The organism is Amycolatopsis sp. MtRt-6 (assembly GCF_017308975.1).
Classification (GTDB): domain Bacteria; phylum Actinomycetota; class Actinomycetes; order Mycobacteriales; family Pseudonocardiaceae; genus Amycolatopsis.
Window position 1 is genome coordinate 267,541 of sequence record NZ_JADWPD010000002.1, and the last position, 16,129, is coordinate 283,669.

Sequence of the window (16,129 nt, forward strand, 5' to 3'; positions counted from 1 at the left end):
GGACGTGATTGACAACAGCGGGTGCGCGGAGGACTCTGGGAGCGCTTCCAGACAACGCCGCCGGGGTCGCTTCCGCCTGCTCGCGGCCGGAGAAAGGCGGAAGGAGAGTCCATGGGGTCCGCCTCCCGCCGGACGGCCGCGCGCCCGGGTGTGCTCACCGTGATCGCCGTGCTCGTCGTGGGTGTTTCCGTGCTGTGGCCGTGGAAATCGGGTGCCGCGCCGGTCGCGCCGATCACCGGCAACGCCACCCACTTCGACGCGCTCGGCGCGCCCTACGGCGGCTGTGGCCTGCCGCAGGACATGCTCGACTCGCCCGACTTCGTCGCGCTCAACGTCTACCACACCCCCGGCGACTACAGCTTCTACCCGCGGCCGATCCCGCCTGCGCAGGCCGCCAAGATCGGCCTGTGGGACAACGGCCGCAACTGCGGGCGGTTCGTGCAGGTCACCATCGGCGACTTCTGCACCGGCGTCAACGACGGCGCGCCGGGACAACCGTTCTGCCGCAACGGGTCCTGGGTGACCGACGGCTACGCGGGCGCCCAGCTGACCATGGTCGTGGCCGACAGCTGCGGCGACGCGAACGCCTGGTGCCGCGACGATCCCGGGCACCTCGACCTGTCGACGGCGTCGCTCAACCGGTTCGTGAAGAACGGCGTCCCGGTCGGGGACATGCACCCGGCGCACTGGAACAACCGGCGGGTTTCGTGGTCCTACGTGCCCGCCCCGAACTACACCGGCGACCTGAAACTCGGCTTCCTCCAAGGCGCGCAACGGTATTGGCCGGCGATCGCCGTGTCACACCTGCCCAACGGTGTCCACGGCGTGGAGTTCCTCGGCGCGGACGGCAGCTGGCAGCTGGCACAACCGAACAGCGACCTCGGGCAGGCCTTCGTCATCGGCCCGACCGCGACGGCCGGCACCGCGTACGCGATCCGGGTCCGGGACGCGAGCGACGCGCTCGTCAACGACGGGCGCGTCTACCGCTTCACGTTGCCGGACCAGTGCCTGTCCGGGTGCGCGGCCGCCTACACCGGCATCAGCTACACGACCGGGACCAGCACTCCGACGACCCCCACCACGCCGACGACGCCGACCACGCCGGCCGGGGCGTCGTGCGCGGTGACGTCCGCGGTCACGTCCTCGTGGAACGGTGGGTACCAGCTGGAGTTCACCGTGCGGAACACCGGCTCGGCCGCGCTGGCCGGCTGGACCACGGCGTTCTCGTTCGCGGGCGGCCAGCAGCTGACCAGCTCGTGGAACGCCGTGCCGACGCAGTCCGGCCGGCAGGTGCGAGCGGCCAACGAGGCCTACAACGGGACAGTGGCGGCCGGCGCGACGACGACGTGGGGTGCCGTCGTGACCGGCACTTCCCAGCCGTTGGCCGAGCTCGCCTGCACCGCCCGCTGACCGTCCTCCGGCGGTGCCCCCTAGGCTCTTCGGCGGATCGCGGAGGGAGGTGACGGCGTGTCCGGACACGGACGCCTGCCACGGGTCAAGCGCGTGACCATCGAGGACGTGGCGCGGGAAGCCGGCGTGGGGCGGCAGACCGTTTCGCGTGCCCTGCGCGACCTGCCGGAGATCGCCCCGGACACCCGCGAGCGCGTGCTGGCCGCGGCGGCCCGGCTGGGGTACCGGCCGAGCGCGCTGGCGCAGGCCATGCGCACCCAGCGGTCGGACGTCATCGCGCTGATCGTCTCCGACATCGCGAACCCCTTCTACCCGGCCGTGGCCCGCGGGGTGTACGACGCGGCGGCCGCGGCCGGGTGCAGTGTCGTGCTGTACAACACCGACGCCGACGCCGACCGGGAACGCGACGCCCTCGAGGACGCGCTGGCCCGCTCTGCACGCGGCGTCGTCGGCTTCTTCTACGGCCTGCCCGACGACGTCCTCGCCGGCTACGCGCGCTCGGTCCCGCTGGTCGTCGCCGACCGGCAGCTGCCGGCGGACGTGGCAGCGTCGGTGAGCAACGACTTCGCGACCGGCACCGCGGCCGCCGTCGGGCTGCTCGCGCGGCGGCCGGACGCCTGCCTCGGCATGGTGGCCGGCTCGGCCGGCGTCGCGGTCGACGAGCGGCGCCTCGCCTTCGCCACCGCCTGTGCCGCCCACGGGTTCGGCGACGTCACCGCCCGGATCGTGCCGGGGCCGCCGACCGTCGCGGGCGGCACGGAAGCCGCCCACCGGCTCCTCGACGCCTGGCCCGGCGTCAACGGCATCTTCGCCTTCAACGACCTGATGGGCACCGGGGCGGTGCGAGCGGTGCTCGCGCGCGGTGGCGCGGTCCCGCGGGACTGCGCCGTGGTCGGCTTCGACGACCTCGAGCTGTCGGCGTACCTGGACCCACCGCTCAGCACGGTCCGGATCGACAAGCACGGCCACGGGCAGGCTCTCGTCCGGGCTCTGCTGGCGGACACCGCGCACCGGATCTCGCTGCCGGTCTCGTTGATCAGCCGCGCGACCGCTTGAGGCCCGCGTACGCCGGCGGTGCCGGCAGGCGCAGCAGTCCCCCGAACCGGCCCGGCCCGTGGTCGCGCAGCGCGGCGACGGCGTCGGCCTCGTGGCGCGCGCAGTTGGCGAGGATCCCGAACATCCCCAGGGTGACCAGCAACGACGAACCGCCGTAGGAGATCAGCGGCAACGTGACGCCGGTGACCGGCAGCAGGCCGACGACGTACCCGATGTTGATCGCGGCCTGGGCGACCACCAGCAGCGTGAGCGTGCCCGCCACGAGCCGGATCCAGGGGTCGAGGGCGCGGCGCGCGATCCGCGTCCCCACGACGGCGACGCCGGCGTAGAGCGCGATCACCGCGACGCAGCCGACGAAGCCGAGTTCCTCGCCGACGAGCGCGAAGATGAAGTCGTTCGCCACGCCGGGCAGGTAGCCCCAGTTGGCGCTCCCCCGCCCGAGCCCGCGGCCGAACACCCCGCCGTCGGCGAGCGCGTACAACGCCTGGGTCGTCTGGTAGGCACCGGAATCCGGGCCCGGCGAATCGGACAGAAACGTCAGGACGCGCCCGAGCCGGTAGTCCGCGGACAGGGCGAGCACGGTGAAGCCCGCGGCCGCCCCGGAGACCAGTGCCGCGAACAGCCCGGCCGGGATGCCCGCGAACCACAGCAGGCCCAGCGCGACCACGCCGAGGGTGATCGTGCCGCTGAGGTTCGGCTGGGCCATCACCAGCGCGAACATCAGCAGCGTCACCGGGACCACGGGCACCAGCAGGTGCCGCCACCGGTGCAGCAGGTGCTCCTTGGCCACCAGGACGTGCGCGCCCCAGAGCACCAGCGCGAGCTTGGCGAACTCGATCGGCTGGATCGACTGCCCGGCGACGACGAACCAGCGCTGGGCCCCGCCGCCCGCCGAGCCCAGCGGGGTGAGCACGAGGACCAGCATGCCGAGCGCCGCGGCCATCGCCTTGCTCGCCAGTGCCCGGATCTTGCGCAGCGGCAGGCGCAGGCCGAGCCAGAACACGCCGGCCCCCAGGGCCAGGTACGTGAGGTGCTTGAAGAACAGGTCGTACTGACCGCCGCCGGTGCGCGGGTCGTAGGAGGAGACCGACGACGCGCTCAGCACCATCACCACCCCGAAGAGCCCGAGGATCCCGGTGAGTGCCAGCACGAGGTGGAACGACGCGAGCGGCCGCGTCAGCCACCCGGTCAGCGCCTCCCCCGCACGCGGACGGCGGCCGGCTTCCCGTTCCTTGACGTCGATGGCGCGAACCTCTCCCCGCTCGGGGAAACGGCGGTTCCGTTCCCGGCCACGCCAAGCTAGCCACCCGCGGCTGGCAGGACGCTGAGAAAGCGAAATCCCGTCAGCGGCGATCTTCACGCAGGGCGTACCGGCGCTCGGCGTACGCGAGGTCGTCCCGCCACAACCGGGCCGCGGCCCGGCGCATGAGCGGCCGCAGGGCCGGCGCCAGCCGGGCCGCCACGGCGAACCCCGGCCGGTCGGAGGCGGCGATCGTGGCCTCGATCACCGCCGTGCGGGGCCGGCCGCCGGGGCCCGGGCCGAGCGGGGTCGCGTGGGTCTCCACCACGCTGCCGGCCCCCTCACCGTCCACAATGGTCATCAGCACGGTGCGCGGGCCGGGGCAGGTGAACTCGGCGACCACCGGGACGCCGAGCTTGCCCGCGAGCCGGAACGTCACCTCGACGACGAACCGGTCGTCGGCCTCCGCGACGTCGACACCCTGCGGGGCCGAGAGCACGCGCAGCCGCGCGAAGGAGTACGGGTGGAACCACGCGCCGTGCCACGGGTCGAGGCGGTTGGCGACGACGTCTTCGGGCTCGCAGACGCCGGCCAGCGTCGCCACGGCGTCGACCGTGGTCCCGTCCGGGCGGACCGGCACGACCGGCCGTTCGGTCGGCTGTTCGCCGCCGGCGCGGTCGAGGCGGACCCACGCCAGGACGCCGTCGTCGTGGGACGGCAGCGCCGTCCACCCGGGCCGGTCCGCGCCGACGCGCAGGCCGTGCCACCGGCAGACCAGCTCGCCGCAGTGCACGCGTGCCTGGTCCAGCGGCGCGCCGAGGTGCGGGCACGCGCCCGGGCCGACGAGCAGCGCGCCGTCCGGGCCGCGCCACGCGACCAGCTCGCGCCCGCCCACCCGCGCCCCGAACGGCCGGTCGGCCCGGATGTCCCGGGCCGCGGCGAAGACGTACCAGTTGCCCGAGGGCCGGGCACCCGCCCGCTTGACCGCCGCCTCGATCAGCGCGGGGCTGCAGGCGGCGTAGGTGGGTTCCTGCCGGGCCCACGCCGGCTCCCGGAACGGCCGCACCGGCCACCGGGCCGGCCAGCGCTCGATCACCTGCCGCTTGAGATCCACCGGTCGCGCTCCCGCCTGTCCCGGCCGGCCGACGCGACCGGCACGAGAGCCATCGTCGGGCATGTGGAGCGGTTGCGCAACGCTTTGCCACGGGTTCAGGCCTTCAGGCGTTCGGTGGCCAGCTCGAGCGCGGCGGGCAGGTCGTTGACCCAGGGGACGTCCCGCTCGACCAGGTTCGCCCAGCCCGGGCCCGCCGTCGCGCTGTCGAAACCGCGCTGCCGCAGCCGCCGGACGAGCAGGTCGTCGGCGGTGGCGGCGGACATCGACCACAGGAACACCACGACCGGGTCGAGCTTGGCCGCGACGGCGACGGTCGTCTCGGCCGGCACCAGCTGGCCGAGGTAGACCGCCGGGATGCCGACCTCCACCATGGCGGCCCGCAGCACCTCCATCGGCAGGCTGTGCCGCTCCTGCGGGCAGCACGCGAGCAGCACCGCCCGGCCGGGCGGGGTGTTCGCGAACCCGGCGCTGTAGCGCTGCAGGGCCAGCGAAATCTCTCCGGTGAGGGCCCATTCGGACGCGAAGCAGATGTCGCCGCGCAACCAGCGGCCGCCGAGGTGGCGCAACACGGGGACCAGCACCTCGGTCCAGGCCGCGGCCGGGCCGAGCGCGTCCAGCGTTTCGTCCAGCAGCGCGGCCAGCGCCGCGAAGTCGAGGCCTTCCGCGGCTCGCTCGAGCTCCTCGGCGCGCCGTTCGGCGGACAGCTCGGGGGCCGCTTCGCCGGCGTCGGAGAACGCCGCCGCGGCGGCCTCCCTCGCCCGCATGCCGCGGTCCATGAGCCGCTGCATGTACTGCAGGCGGCGGACGTCGGCGTCGGAGTACCGCCGGTGCCGCCCGTCGTCACGCAGCGTCGGGCCGACGCCGTACCGCGCGGCCCAGGTCCGCAGCGTCACCGGCGAGACGCCGAGCAGTTCGGCGACCTTGCCGGGTGTCCACGCCCCGCCGGGCCGGCCGCTCACCGCGTCGACGTCCATCCACACCACGTTTCCATCCGGCACCCGCCGGGCACGTACGGCACGCCCGGAAACACTCCGCGGACGGCTGTTTGTGACTCACGCCACAATTTGGCCGGCTCGCCGCGGGCTATGCCGTGCGAATCCGCATCGATCCACGGCGAGCCCGCTCGGGTGCACCACGGTCAAGTGGACAAGCTACCGCTCGTGTGAAACGGTTGCGAATCGAATAGGCCGAGAGGGTAGCGGAGGGCGCGGATGACCACGACGACCGAGCCGGTCTCCGCCGAGCGGCTGGACACGCTGGCCCGTCGCTGCCTCGCCGAGGCGCACGGTTTCGTGAGCGCGCGGGCGAAGGAGCACTTCTCCGGCCGCGCCGAAGGAGCGCTCGCGGAAACCGCGGTGCCGGAGTTCGTGGCGGGCGGGAAGTGTCTTCGGCCGCTTTTCGCCTACGTCGGCTGGCGGTGCGGGCAGCCGGAATCCGACGCCGCGATCCGCGCGGCCGCCGCGTTGGAGCTGCTGCACTGCTTCGCCATGGTCCAGGACGACGTGATGGACGGCTCGGCGCTGCGCCGGGGCCGCACCGCCCTGCACGTCCGGTTCGCCCGCTGGCACGAGGAGCAGGGCTGGGCGGGCTCGGCACCGCGGTTCGGCGAGTCCGCCGCGATCCTGTTCGGCGACCTGTTCCTGGTGTGGTCCGAGCAGCTGCTGCGCGAAAGCGGGCTGGCGGCCGAGCAGCTGGCCCGCGGCTGGCCGCACTACGACGCGATGCGGGCCGAACTGGCCGTCGGCCAGCTCGGCGACCTGGTCAACGACGCGCGGGCGCTGCCCGGCTGGGACACCCTCCTCGACGTGCTGCGCCGCAAGTCCGGCAACTACACGGTCCGCCGTCCGCTGGAGTTCGGCGCGGCGCTGGCCGGCTGCGGCCCGGAGCTGCGGGCCGCACTGGGCGAGTTCGGCGGCCTGGTGGGTGAGGCGTTCCAGCTCCGCGACGACCTGCTCGGCGTGTTCGGCGACCCGGCGGTCACGGGCAAGCCGGCCGGCCAGGACCTGCGCGACCGCAAGGCATCCAGCGTGGTGGTCCTCGCCGCGGCGATGGCCGGCCGGCGGCGCCGGGCCGAGTTGAACGAGCTGCTCGAGCTGGACACGGTGGACGACGAGGCGGTCACGCGCTGGCGGGAGCTGATCGTGGCGACGGGCGCGCGGGAGCGCCTGGGCGAGCTGATCCGCGAGCGAGCGGACAAGGCCCTCGCGGCGATCGACCCGGCGGTCGTCCCGCACCACGCCGCCGACCTGCTCACCGCCCTCGCGGCGCGCTGCACGGAGCGGGACCGATGAGGGGCGGGCCGATCCGCGCCCCAGCGACCAGGTACCCGCAGCGCCCGACCCCGCCCCGCGGCGGCGAACCGCTCGCGGGCCACCCGCCCGCAGCGTTGCCGCTCACCGGCGGCTCGCAGGCAGCTCACGCCGCCACAACCCCGCCCCACACCCGGCGCTCGCACCCAACCCACACCGCCACAACCCCGCCCCACACCGGCGCCCCACTCACCCTCCCCGGCGCGGAGCCGAACCGATGAAGACCGTCCCGGGGCCGGCGAACCGCGTCGTCGTCGTGGGGGCCGGGCTGGCCGGCCTGGCCGCCGCCCTGCACCTGGCCGGCCGGGGGCGGGACGTCACCGTCCTCGAACGCGATCCCGGGCCCGGTGGGCGCGCCGGGCGGGTCGAACGGCACGGCTACCTGCTCGACACCGGGCCCACCGTGCTGACCATGCCGTCGATCCTGCGCGACACCTTCGCCGCCGTCGGGGCCGACCTCACCGCGGAACTTCCGCTCGCCCGGCTCGATCCGGCGTACGTCGCGCAGTTCGCCGACGGCAGCACCCTGCCCGTGCACACCGACGCCGCCGCGATGACCGACGCCGTCCGCGACTTCGCCGGGCCGGCCGAGGCCGCCGGTTACGTCCGCCTGCGCGACTGGCTGACCCGCCTGTACCGCGCCGAGTTCGACCGGTTCGTCGACGCGAACATCGACTCCCCGCTCGGCATGCTCCGGCCGGAGCTCGCCCGGCTCGTCGCGCTGGGCGGGTTCCGGCGGCTCGACAACCAGGTCGGGGAGTTCCTGCGCGACGAACGCCTGAAGCGGGTGTTCACCTTCCAAGCCCTCTACGCCGGCGAATCCCCGATGCGGGCGCTGGCCCTGTACGCGGTGATCTCGTACATGGACACCGTCGGCGGGGTGTACTTCCCGCCCGGGGGCGTCGCGGCCCTGCCGCAGGCGCTCGCCCGCGTCGCGGCCGGTGCCGGGGTCGAGTTCGGCTACGGGGACGCCGTCAGCGAACTCGAACGCGCCGGCTCGCGCGTCACCGCCGTCCGCACCGCCGCCGGCGCCCGCCACCCGTGCGACGCCGTCGTCCTCACCACCGAACTGCCCGAGAGCTACCGGCTGCTCGGCCGGCGGCCGCGGCGGCCGGTCCCGCTGCGGGCCGCGCCGTCGGCGGTCGTCGTGCACGCCGGGGGTCCCGCCACGCACCCCGCGATCGCCCACCACACGATCTCCTTCGGCCACGGCTGGCGGTCGACCTTCGACGAGCTCATCTCGCAGGGGCGGCGGATGAGCGACCCCTCGCTGCTCGTCACCCGGCCGACCGCGTCCGATCCCGGGCTCGCCCCGCCCGGGCGCCAGCTCTACTCCGTGCTCGCCCCGGTCCCCAACCTCGACCGCGGACCCGCGGACTGGGCCACCGCAACGGATTCCTACGCCGAAGAGGTCCTCGACGTGGCCCGTGCGCGGCTGCTCCCCGGCTTCACCCCGGAATTCACGCACGTGCTCGGCCCGGCCGAGTGGGCGAGCCGCGGCCTGGTCGCCGGGACGCCGTTCGGCTACGCCCATTCCTTCGCCCAGACCGGGCCGTTCCGGCCGCGGAACCTCCCCCGCGGCACGGACAACGTCGTCCTGGCCGGCGGCGCCACCGTGCCGGGCGTCGGCGTGCCGACCGTGCTCATCTCCGGCAGACTGGCTGCCGACCGGATCACCGGAGGGACCCGATGACCCGACGCGAACTCGACGCCGCCGGCATCCGCGAACCCGGGCTGCGCGCGGCCTACACGTGGTGCCGCGAGCTCAACGCCCGGCACGGCCGCACCTACTTCCTCGCGACCCGCCTGCTGACCCCGGCGCAGCGGCCGGCGATCCACGCGCTCTACGGCTTCGCCCGGTGGCTCGACGACATCGTCGACGAACCGGACGACGACGCCACCCCGGAGACGCTCGACATTCGCTTGCAGGACGTCGAGAAGCGCTTCCTCGCCGACCTCGACGCCGGCGCGAGCGACGACCCGTTGCTGACCGCGGTGATCGACACGGCAGCCCGGTACACGCTCGCCAAGGCGTACTTCGAGGCGTTCTTCACCTCGATGCGGATGGACCTCACCGTCTCCGGCTACGCGAACCGCGCGGAGCTCGACACCTACGTGCACGGCTCGGCCGAGGTGATCGGGCTGCAGGTGCTGCCCGTGCTCGGCACCGTCGCGCCCCGCGCGGAGGCCGAGCCGCGGGCCGCCGCGCTCGGGAAAGCCTTCCAGCTCACCAACTTCCTGCGCGACGTCGCCGAGGACCTCCGCCGCGGCCGCGTCTACCTGCCGGCCGACGAGCTGGCCGCGCACGGCGTCGACCGCGACCGGCTGGCCTGGTGCGCCCGCGAAGGCCGGGCCGATCGGCCGGTGCGAGCCGCGATCCGCGCGCAGATCGCCGTCACCCGCGAGAGCTACGCCGAGGCCCGGCCGGGGATCGGCATGCTGCACCCGGTTTCCCGCCCGTGCGTGGCGACGGCGGCGCGGTTGTACGGCGGCATCCTCGACCGCATCGAAGCCGCCGGGCACGACGTCTTCGCCGGGCGCGCGGCGGTGTCCCGCGGGCAGCGGCTGGCCGTGGCGTGCGGGGCGGTCGCGCGGACGCAGTGGGCGCGGCGGCGCCACCCCGCGCCGGCGCTCCCGGTGGCGGTGAGCTGACGTGGGCAAGGCCGAATACCTCGTCGTGCTGGCCGCGTGCGTGCTCGTCACCCTGCCGCTGGAGCTGGCGGGAGCGCGCGTCTACCGGCAGCCCCGGCGGCTGGCGCGCGCGGTGCTGCCGGTCGCGCTCGTGTTCCTGGCCTGGGACGTGCTGGCGATCGCCGGCGGTGTCTGGGACTACGCGCCCGAGCACGTCACCGGCATCCGCGCTCCCTTCGCCGTGCCGCTGGAGGAGATCCTGTTCTTCGTGGTCATCCCGATCTGCGGGCTGCTGACCTACGAGGGCGTCCAGCTCACCATCGCGGTAGTCAAGCGGCTCGCCCGGAAGGAGGCCCGCCGGTGATCCCCTGGGGGTACACCGTGCCCGCGGTCGCCGCGGTGGCCGTCGTCGTCCTGGCCGAGCTTTTCCTGCTGCGGACCGGGTTGTTCCGGCGGCCCGCGTACTGGATCACGATGGCCATCGTGACCGCGTTCCAGATCCCGGTGGACGGCTGGCTCACCAAGCTTTCCGACCCGATCGTGCGGTACGACCCGCAGCACATCACGAACTGGCGGGTGCCCTGGGACATCCCCCTCGAAGACTTCCTCTTCGGCTACGCGCTCGTGACCGCCGTGCTGCTGGCGTGGGAACGCACCGGCCCCCGGCGGGAGCGCGCGTGAACGCCATGGCGAAGGACGGCCTGCCCCGCGGGGCGGTGCCGTCGGCCTTCGACGCCGAAGCGCGGTGGTACGACCGGCTGGTCGGCGCCAACCCGGGCTACCACGAGCACCTCCGGCTCTCCGCGCGGCGGCTGGGGCTGCCGGCGGACGGCACGGGCCTGCGGCTGCTGGACGCCGGCTGCGGCACCGGCGCGTCGACGGCGGCGCTGCTGTCGGTCGCGCCCGGGGCGGAGATCACCGCGTTCGACGCTTCCGGGGAGATGCTCGCGCGGGCCCGGGCCAAGAACTGGCCGGACGGGGTCACCTTCGTCCACACGCCGGTCGAGGACCTCGACGGCGTTTCCGGTCCGTTCGACGCGATCCTGGCGGCGTACCTGCTGCGCAACCTGGCCGAGCCGACCGGGCAGCTGCGGCGGCTGCGCGGACTGCTGCGTCCCGGCGGCCGCATCGCCGTGCACGAGTACTCCGTCCGGGACTCGCGGCGCGCCCGGTGGGTGTGGAACGCGGTCTGCGCGGGCGTGATCATCCCGCTCGGGAAGGTCACCACCGGCGACGCGACCCTCTACCGCCACCTGCGCCGCAGCGTGAGCGAGTTCGACGGCCTCGGCGCGCTCGCCGCCCGGCTCGCCGAGGCCGGCTTCACCGACGTCCGCACCGGCACGATGCCCGGCTGGCAGCACGGCGTCGTCCACACCGTCCTCGGCACCAACCCGCGGGAGGAGCCTTGACCCGCCCCGTCGGCACGGACCGCCGGATCGAGACGCGGCCCGCCCCGCCCGGCCTGACCGACGCCGGGCTGCTCGGGAAGCGACCGGCCGCGGCGGTCGTCGGCGGCGGCATCGCGGGCCTCACCGCGGCCACCGGGCTGGCCGAGCGGGGCGTCACGGTGACGCTCTTCGAGCGCGACGGCCACCTGGGCGGGCGCGTCGGCGGCTGGGCCGACCGGCTGCCGGACGGCACCGGCGTCACCATGAGCCGCGGCTTCCACGCCTTCTTCCGCCAGTACTACAACCTGCGGGCGCTGCTCATGCGCACCGATCCCGGGCTCGACCGGCTGACCCCGCTGACCGACTACCCGCTGCTGGACGCCGAGGGCCGCACGGACACCTTCGCGGGACTCCCCCGGACGCCGCCGTGGAACGCGCTGGCGTTCGCCTGGCGCAGCCCGACGTTCACCCCGCGGGACCTGGCGCGCCTCAACGGCCGCGCGGCCCTGCCGCTGGCGACGGTCAGCGTCCCGGAGACCTACCACCGGCTCGACGGCACCGACGCCGCGAGCTTCCTCGACGCGATCAACTTCCCCGCGGCCGCCAAGCACCTGGCGTTCGAGGTCTTCTCGCGCAGCTTCTTCGCCGATCCGCGCGAGCTGTCCGCGGCGGAGCTGGCGACCATGTTCCACCTGTACTTCCTGGGCTCCAGCGAAGGCCTGGTGTTCGACGTGCCGGCCGAGCCGTTCCCGCAGGCGCTGTGGGATCCCCTGGCCGGCTACCTGGCCGACCGCCGGGTGACCCTCCGGACCGGCACCCCGGTGACGTCGCTCGACCGCACCGCCGACGGCTTCGCGGTCACGACGGCTCAGGGGACCGAGCGGTTCGACGCCGTCGTGCTCGCCTGTGACGTGCGAGGGCTGCGGGAGATCGTCGCCGCGTCCCCCGGTCTGGGTACGCCGGAGTGGCGCGCCGCCGTGGCCGGGTTGCGCACCGCGCCGCCGTTCCTGGTCCGCCGGCTCTGGCTCGACCGGCCGGTCGACGCGGCCCGGCCGGCCTTCCTGGGCACGGGGAGCGTGCCGCCGCTGGACAACATCAGCGTGCTGGACCGCTACGAGGGCGAAGCGCGGCGGTGGGTGGCCCGCACCGGTGGCTCGGTCGTGGAGCTGCACGCCTACGCGGCCGCGACCGACGACCGCGAGACGCTGGCGAAGGCCGTGGACGACCGCCTGCACGCGATCTACCCGGAGACCCTCGGCGCGCGGGTCACCGCGTCGATTTCCCTGTGGCGCGAGGATTGCCCGCTCTTCGGGCTGGGCGGCTTCGCCCGGCGGCCGACGGTGGAAACGCCGGACCCGGCGCTCGCGCTGGCCGGCGACGGAGTCCGCATCGACCTGCCGGTGGCGCTGATGGAACGCGCGGCGACGACCGGCTGGGCCGCGGCGAACACGCTGCTGCGGAGCTGGGGACTCGCCGGGCACCCACTGCGGTCGGTGCCCAACCGCGGCCGGATCGGCCTGCTCAACCGGCTCGCCGCGACCCGCTGGTTCGGCAGGTGTGCGACATGACCGACGTCGTCATCGTCGGCGCCGGGCTCGCCGGCCTGGCCGCGGCCGTCACGCTGCACCGGGCCGGAGTTCCATGCGCGGTTCTTGAGGCCTCCGACGACGTCGGCGGCCGAGTGCGCACCGACGTCGTCGACGGCTTCCGGCTCGACCGCGGTTTCCAGATCCTCAACCCGGCCTACCCGGCGATCCGGCGCCTGGCCGACGTCGACGCCCTGGACCTCGGCCGGTTCTGGCGCGCGGTCCGGGTGGCCGACGACGACCGCGTCTCACTGCTCGGCCACCCGGTCGACACGCCCAAGGCCCTGCGCGACATCGCGGCGCGCCGCTACCTGTCGGCGAAAGACCTGGCCGCACTCGGGACGCTGTCCGCGCGCGTCGCCGCGGGACCGGCCCCGGCGATCGCCGCCCGGGCCGACCGCACGACGCTCGACGAACTGCGTCACGCCGGGATCTCGGCGCGGGCCGTGGAAACCGTGCTGCGGCCGTTCCTCTCCGGGGTGTTCCTGGACCGCGAGCTGACCACGTCGGCCCGCTTCTTCCAGCTGGTGTGGCGGAGCTTCCTGCGGTCGGCCCCGTCGCTGCCCGCGCTGGGCATGGGCGAGCTGCCCCGGCAGCTCGCCCGGACGCTGCCGACGTCGGCGATCCACCTGGACACCCCCGTCGAGGAGGTCCGGCCGGGACGGGTCCGCACCGCCGGCGGCGAGGTCTGGCCGGCCCGCGCGGTCGTCGTCGCCACCGACGGCTCGACGGCCGCCCGGCTCACCGGTGTCGCGGAGCCGCGCTGGAACAGTGGGACTACCTGGTACTTCGCCCCGCCGCGGTCGCCGTTGCGCGAACCCGTGATCGTGATCGACGCGCGCGGCGGGCCGGTGGTCAACACGAGCGTGGTCAGCGAGGTGTGCCCGGCCTACGCCCCGCCCGGGGCCGCGCTCGTGAGCGCGTCGGCCCTGACGGCCCTGCCGGAGACCGAGGTGCGGCGGGCGCTGGGCCGGCTGTACCGCACGGACGCGACGCGCTGGCCGGTGGTCGCCCGGTACGAGATCGCCCACGCGCTGCCGGCGATGCCGCCTCCCCACGAGCTTCGGCGCGAGGTGCGGCTGGGCGACGGGCGGTACGTGTGCGGCGATCACCGCGACACGAGTTCGCTCCAGGGCGCTCTCGCCTCCGGTGCCCGGGCGGCCCGGGCGGTACTGGCCGATCTGGACAGCTGAAGGCCCGGCGCATTACGACATCCGGGCGGAAATTCGCTCCCCGCGCTGCGAAAACCGCCGAGATCCCGAAGATCACCCGGCACCCGCCGTGCCGGAGCGTCGCCGGAAAGAGTGAAGCCCCCACCGCGGTCTTCGGTTGTCCAGCCCAGCAAAACCATGGTTTCCGTAGCCCGGGTCCCCCGCCGTGCCCCGTTGAGCGCCTTGACACAGGGCGCTCCGAGTGACGTTCTCCCGGCTCGCTAACGAATTCCCGGTTTTTCCGTCTTCCCGAGGCAACCCGCAGTAATCCGGCCTTCGGAAGGGAAGTCATGTCGCGGAGATCCTTGTTCGTCGCGCTGACCACGGTCAGCGCCTTGCTCACCCCGGCCGCGGTGGCGGCCGCGGCGCCGCCCGGGGTGGATCCGGCCACCGTCGATCTCACGCTCGCCGCCGGGCAGAGCACCACCGTCACCAAGCGCGTCACCACCTCCGCCGTCCCGCCGAACCCCGACCTCGTGCTGCTCGCCGACACGACCGGCAGCATGGGCGGCGCCATCGCCAACGTCCGGACCAACGCCAACGCCATCACCGGGGACGTGCTCGCCGCGCAGCCGACCGCCCAGTTCGGCGTCGCCGAGTACAAGGACTTCACCGACTCCGTGCCGTTCAAGGTCAACCAGGGCATCACCGGCGACACGGCCGCGGTCCAGGCCGGCATCAACCAGTGGACGGCGTCCGGCGGCGGGGACTTCCCGGAGGCCGATCTCAACGCCCTCTACGAGCTGGCCACCGGCGCGGTCGCCTTCCGCCCGGACGGCACCCGCATCATCGCCTGGTTCGGCGACGCGCCGTCGCACGACCCCAGCGGCGGGCACACCCTGGCCCAGACCATCGACGCGCTCAAGGCGGCGAAGATCCGGGTGGTCGCGGTCAACGTCGGCAACCTGGACGCCCAGGGCCAGGCCAGCGCGATCGCCACGGCCACCGGCGGCGTGCTGCTGAACAACGTGCCTTCGAGCCAGGTCTCGCAGGCCATCCTCGACGGCATCAAGTCCATCGAGGTCACGGTGACGCCGAAGGTCACGACCTGCGACCCGCAGCTGACGGTCACCAACGCCCCGGCGAGCGTCAAGGTCCCCAGCGGGGACGTCGCGACGTTCACCGAGACCGTCGCCGCCAAGGCCGACGCCGCGCCCGGCACCTACCACTGCACGGTCGACTACCTGGTAGACGGCGTGTCCCGCGGGTACGTCGAGACGACGACCGTGCGCGTGCTCGGCCTGAGCATCAACGACGTCACGGTGAACGAAGGCTCCGGCGGCGCGCCGGTGCCGGCCACCTTCACCGTGTCGCTGCTCGGCGGCGCCAGCCCGAACCCGGTGTCGGTCCACTACGCCACCGCCAACGGCACGGCGACCGCACCGGCGGACTACCAGGCGGCGAGTGGTGACGTGACCTTCGCGCCCGGCGAGACGACCAAGCCGGTGACCGTGCTGGTCAACCCGGACACCGTCGACGAGCCGAACGAGACGTTCACCGTCACGCTGTCGGCCCCGGTCGGCGCCGGGCTGGTCGACCCGACCGGCGTCGGCACGATCGTCGACGACGACCGCGACGGCGTCTTCTCCTGCACCGGCACCGCCGCGAACGTCATCGGCGTCACCGCGGCCGTGGCGAACCCGGCGAACCTGCCCTGCGCCGACGACAGCAAGACCGTCCTCGACGCGACGCTCAACGCCGGTCTGATCAAGGTGCAGACCCACGCCCTGACCTCGTCGACCGACCTGACGCCGGACAACCAGTCCGCGGCGCCGGCGGCCGGTGACCAGGCGAAGGCGACGGCCAAGATCGACAAGACCGTGATCAGCACGCTCGGGCTGACCATCGAGCTGGGCGTGATCCAGTCCCAGGCGGCGGCGACCTGCCAGCCGACCCCGGGCGGGCTCGCCCCGGCGCTGACCGGCAGCTCGAACGTCGCTTCGCTGAAGATCAACGGCGTCTCGGTCACGGTGGGCTCGGCGCCGCTGACCATCGCGCTGGTCATCGGCTCACTGAAGCTGAACGGCCAGACCATCTCCAACGGCGTCGTGAAGCAGCAGGCCGTCGCACTGGAGACCCCGCTGGCGAAGATCGTCCTCGCGGAGTCCCAGGCCGACGTGCACGGCACCGCCGCGCACCCGGCGGGCAACCCCTGCAAGCGGTGATCCGCTGAACCACCCGGGG

The 16,129-nt window shown here is 74.2% G+C and carries 13 protein-coding genes and 1 pseudogene; 11 read left to right on the forward strand and 3 right to left on the reverse strand.

The window, feature by feature from the left end:
• The first annotated feature begins 111 nt into the window (after positions 1-111).
• Together I4Q55_RS04860 and I4Q55_RS04865 are read left to right on the forward strand one after the other, a co-directional pair.
• Positions 112-1,410, forward strand: coding sequence for a cellulose binding domain-containing protein (locus tag I4Q55_RS04860; protein ID WP_206784789.1), 1,299 nt, complete (start codon positions 112-114; stop codon positions 1,408-1,410).
• A 57-nt stretch (positions 1,411-1,467) separates the two neighbouring features.
• Positions 1,468-2,466, forward strand: coding sequence for a LacI family DNA-binding transcriptional regulator (locus tag I4Q55_RS04865; protein ID WP_206784790.1), 999 nt, complete (start codon positions 1,468-1,470; stop codon positions 2,464-2,466).
• On the opposite strand, the pseudogene I4Q55_RS04870 reads toward I4Q55_RS04865, so the two are convergent.
• The 3 genes and pseudogenes from I4Q55_RS04870 to I4Q55_RS04880 all read right to left on the reverse strand — a co-directional run.
• Positions 2,450-3,709: pseudogene (locus I4Q55_RS04870) on the reverse strand (FtsW/RodA/SpoVE family cell cycle protein); the annotation flags it as partial. The gene I4Q55_RS04865 and the pseudogene I4Q55_RS04870 overlap by 17 nt on opposite strands.
• Positions 3,710-3,809: 100 nt before the next feature.
• Positions 3,810-4,820: a DUF5914 domain-containing protein gene (locus tag I4Q55_RS04875; protein WP_206784791.1), complete on the reverse strand. Its 1,011-nt coding sequence runs from the start codon at positions 4,818-4,820 to the stop codon at positions 3,810-3,812.
• A 95-nt stretch (positions 4,821-4,915) separates the two neighbouring features.
• Positions 4,916-5,794 carry a MerR family transcriptional regulator gene (locus tag I4Q55_RS04880; protein WP_206784792.1) on the reverse strand — a complete coding sequence of 293 codons (879 nt, stop codon included), beginning with the start codon at positions 5,792-5,794 and terminating at the stop codon, positions 4,916-4,918.
• Positions 5,795-6,031: 237 nt separating this feature from the next.
• On the opposite strand from I4Q55_RS04880, the gene I4Q55_RS04885 reads away from it, so the two are divergent.
• The 9 genes from I4Q55_RS04885 (at position 6,032) to I4Q55_RS04925 (ending at position 16,110) form a co-directional block, all read left to right on the forward strand.
• Entirely contained in the window at positions 6,032-7,111 is a 1,080-nt protein-coding gene (locus tag I4Q55_RS04885; protein ID WP_206784793.1) for a polyprenyl synthetase family protein, read from the forward strand.
• A 235-nt stretch (positions 7,112-7,346) separates the two neighbouring features.
• Complete coding sequence (crtI, locus tag I4Q55_RS04890) at positions 7,347-8,822, forward strand: phytoene desaturase family protein (protein ID WP_206784794.1); 1,476 nt, start codon at positions 7,347-7,349, stop codon at positions 8,820-8,822.
• Entirely contained in the window at positions 8,819-9,781 is a 963-nt protein-coding gene (locus I4Q55_RS04895) for a phytoene/squalene synthase family protein (protein ID WP_206784795.1), read from the forward strand. Before crtI ends, I4Q55_RS04895 begins: the two co-directional genes overlap by 4 nt.
• Before the next feature lies 1 nt (position 9,782).
• Positions 9,783-10,124 carry a lycopene cyclase domain-containing protein gene (locus I4Q55_RS04900; RefSeq protein WP_206784796.1) on the forward strand — a complete coding sequence of 114 codons (342 nt, stop codon included), beginning with the start codon at positions 9,783-9,785 and terminating at the stop codon, positions 10,122-10,124.
• Complete coding sequence (locus tag I4Q55_RS04905) at positions 10,121-10,441, forward strand: lycopene cyclase domain-containing protein (protein WP_206784797.1); 321 nt, start codon at positions 10,121-10,123, stop codon at positions 10,439-10,441. The genes I4Q55_RS04900 and I4Q55_RS04905 overlap by 4 nt, the downstream gene beginning before the upstream one ends.
• 5 nt (positions 10,442-10,446) lie before the next feature.
• Positions 10,447-11,169 carry a class I SAM-dependent methyltransferase gene (locus I4Q55_RS04910; protein WP_242545396.1) on the forward strand — a complete coding sequence of 241 codons (723 nt, stop codon included), beginning with the start codon at positions 10,447-10,449 and terminating at the stop codon, positions 11,167-11,169.
• Positions 11,166-12,716: an NAD(P)/FAD-dependent oxidoreductase gene (locus tag I4Q55_RS04915; protein ID WP_206784799.1), complete on the forward strand. Its 1,551-nt coding sequence runs from the start codon at positions 11,166-11,168 to the stop codon at positions 12,714-12,716. The genes I4Q55_RS04910 and I4Q55_RS04915 overlap by 4 nt, the downstream gene beginning before the upstream one ends.
• Positions 12,713-13,927 (forward strand): NAD(P)/FAD-dependent oxidoreductase, encoded by a 1,215-nt coding sequence (locus I4Q55_RS04920; protein WP_206784800.1) that lies wholly within the window; start codon positions 12,713-12,715, stop codon positions 13,925-13,927. The genes I4Q55_RS04915 and I4Q55_RS04920 overlap by 4 nt, the downstream gene beginning before the upstream one ends.
• Before the next feature lie 308 nt (positions 13,928-14,235).
• Positions 14,236-16,110 carry a Calx-beta domain-containing protein gene (locus I4Q55_RS04925; protein WP_206784801.1) on the forward strand — a complete coding sequence of 625 codons (1,875 nt, stop codon included), beginning with the start codon at positions 14,236-14,238 and terminating at the stop codon, positions 16,108-16,110.
• The last annotated feature ends 19 nt before the right edge of the window (positions 16,111-16,129 follow it).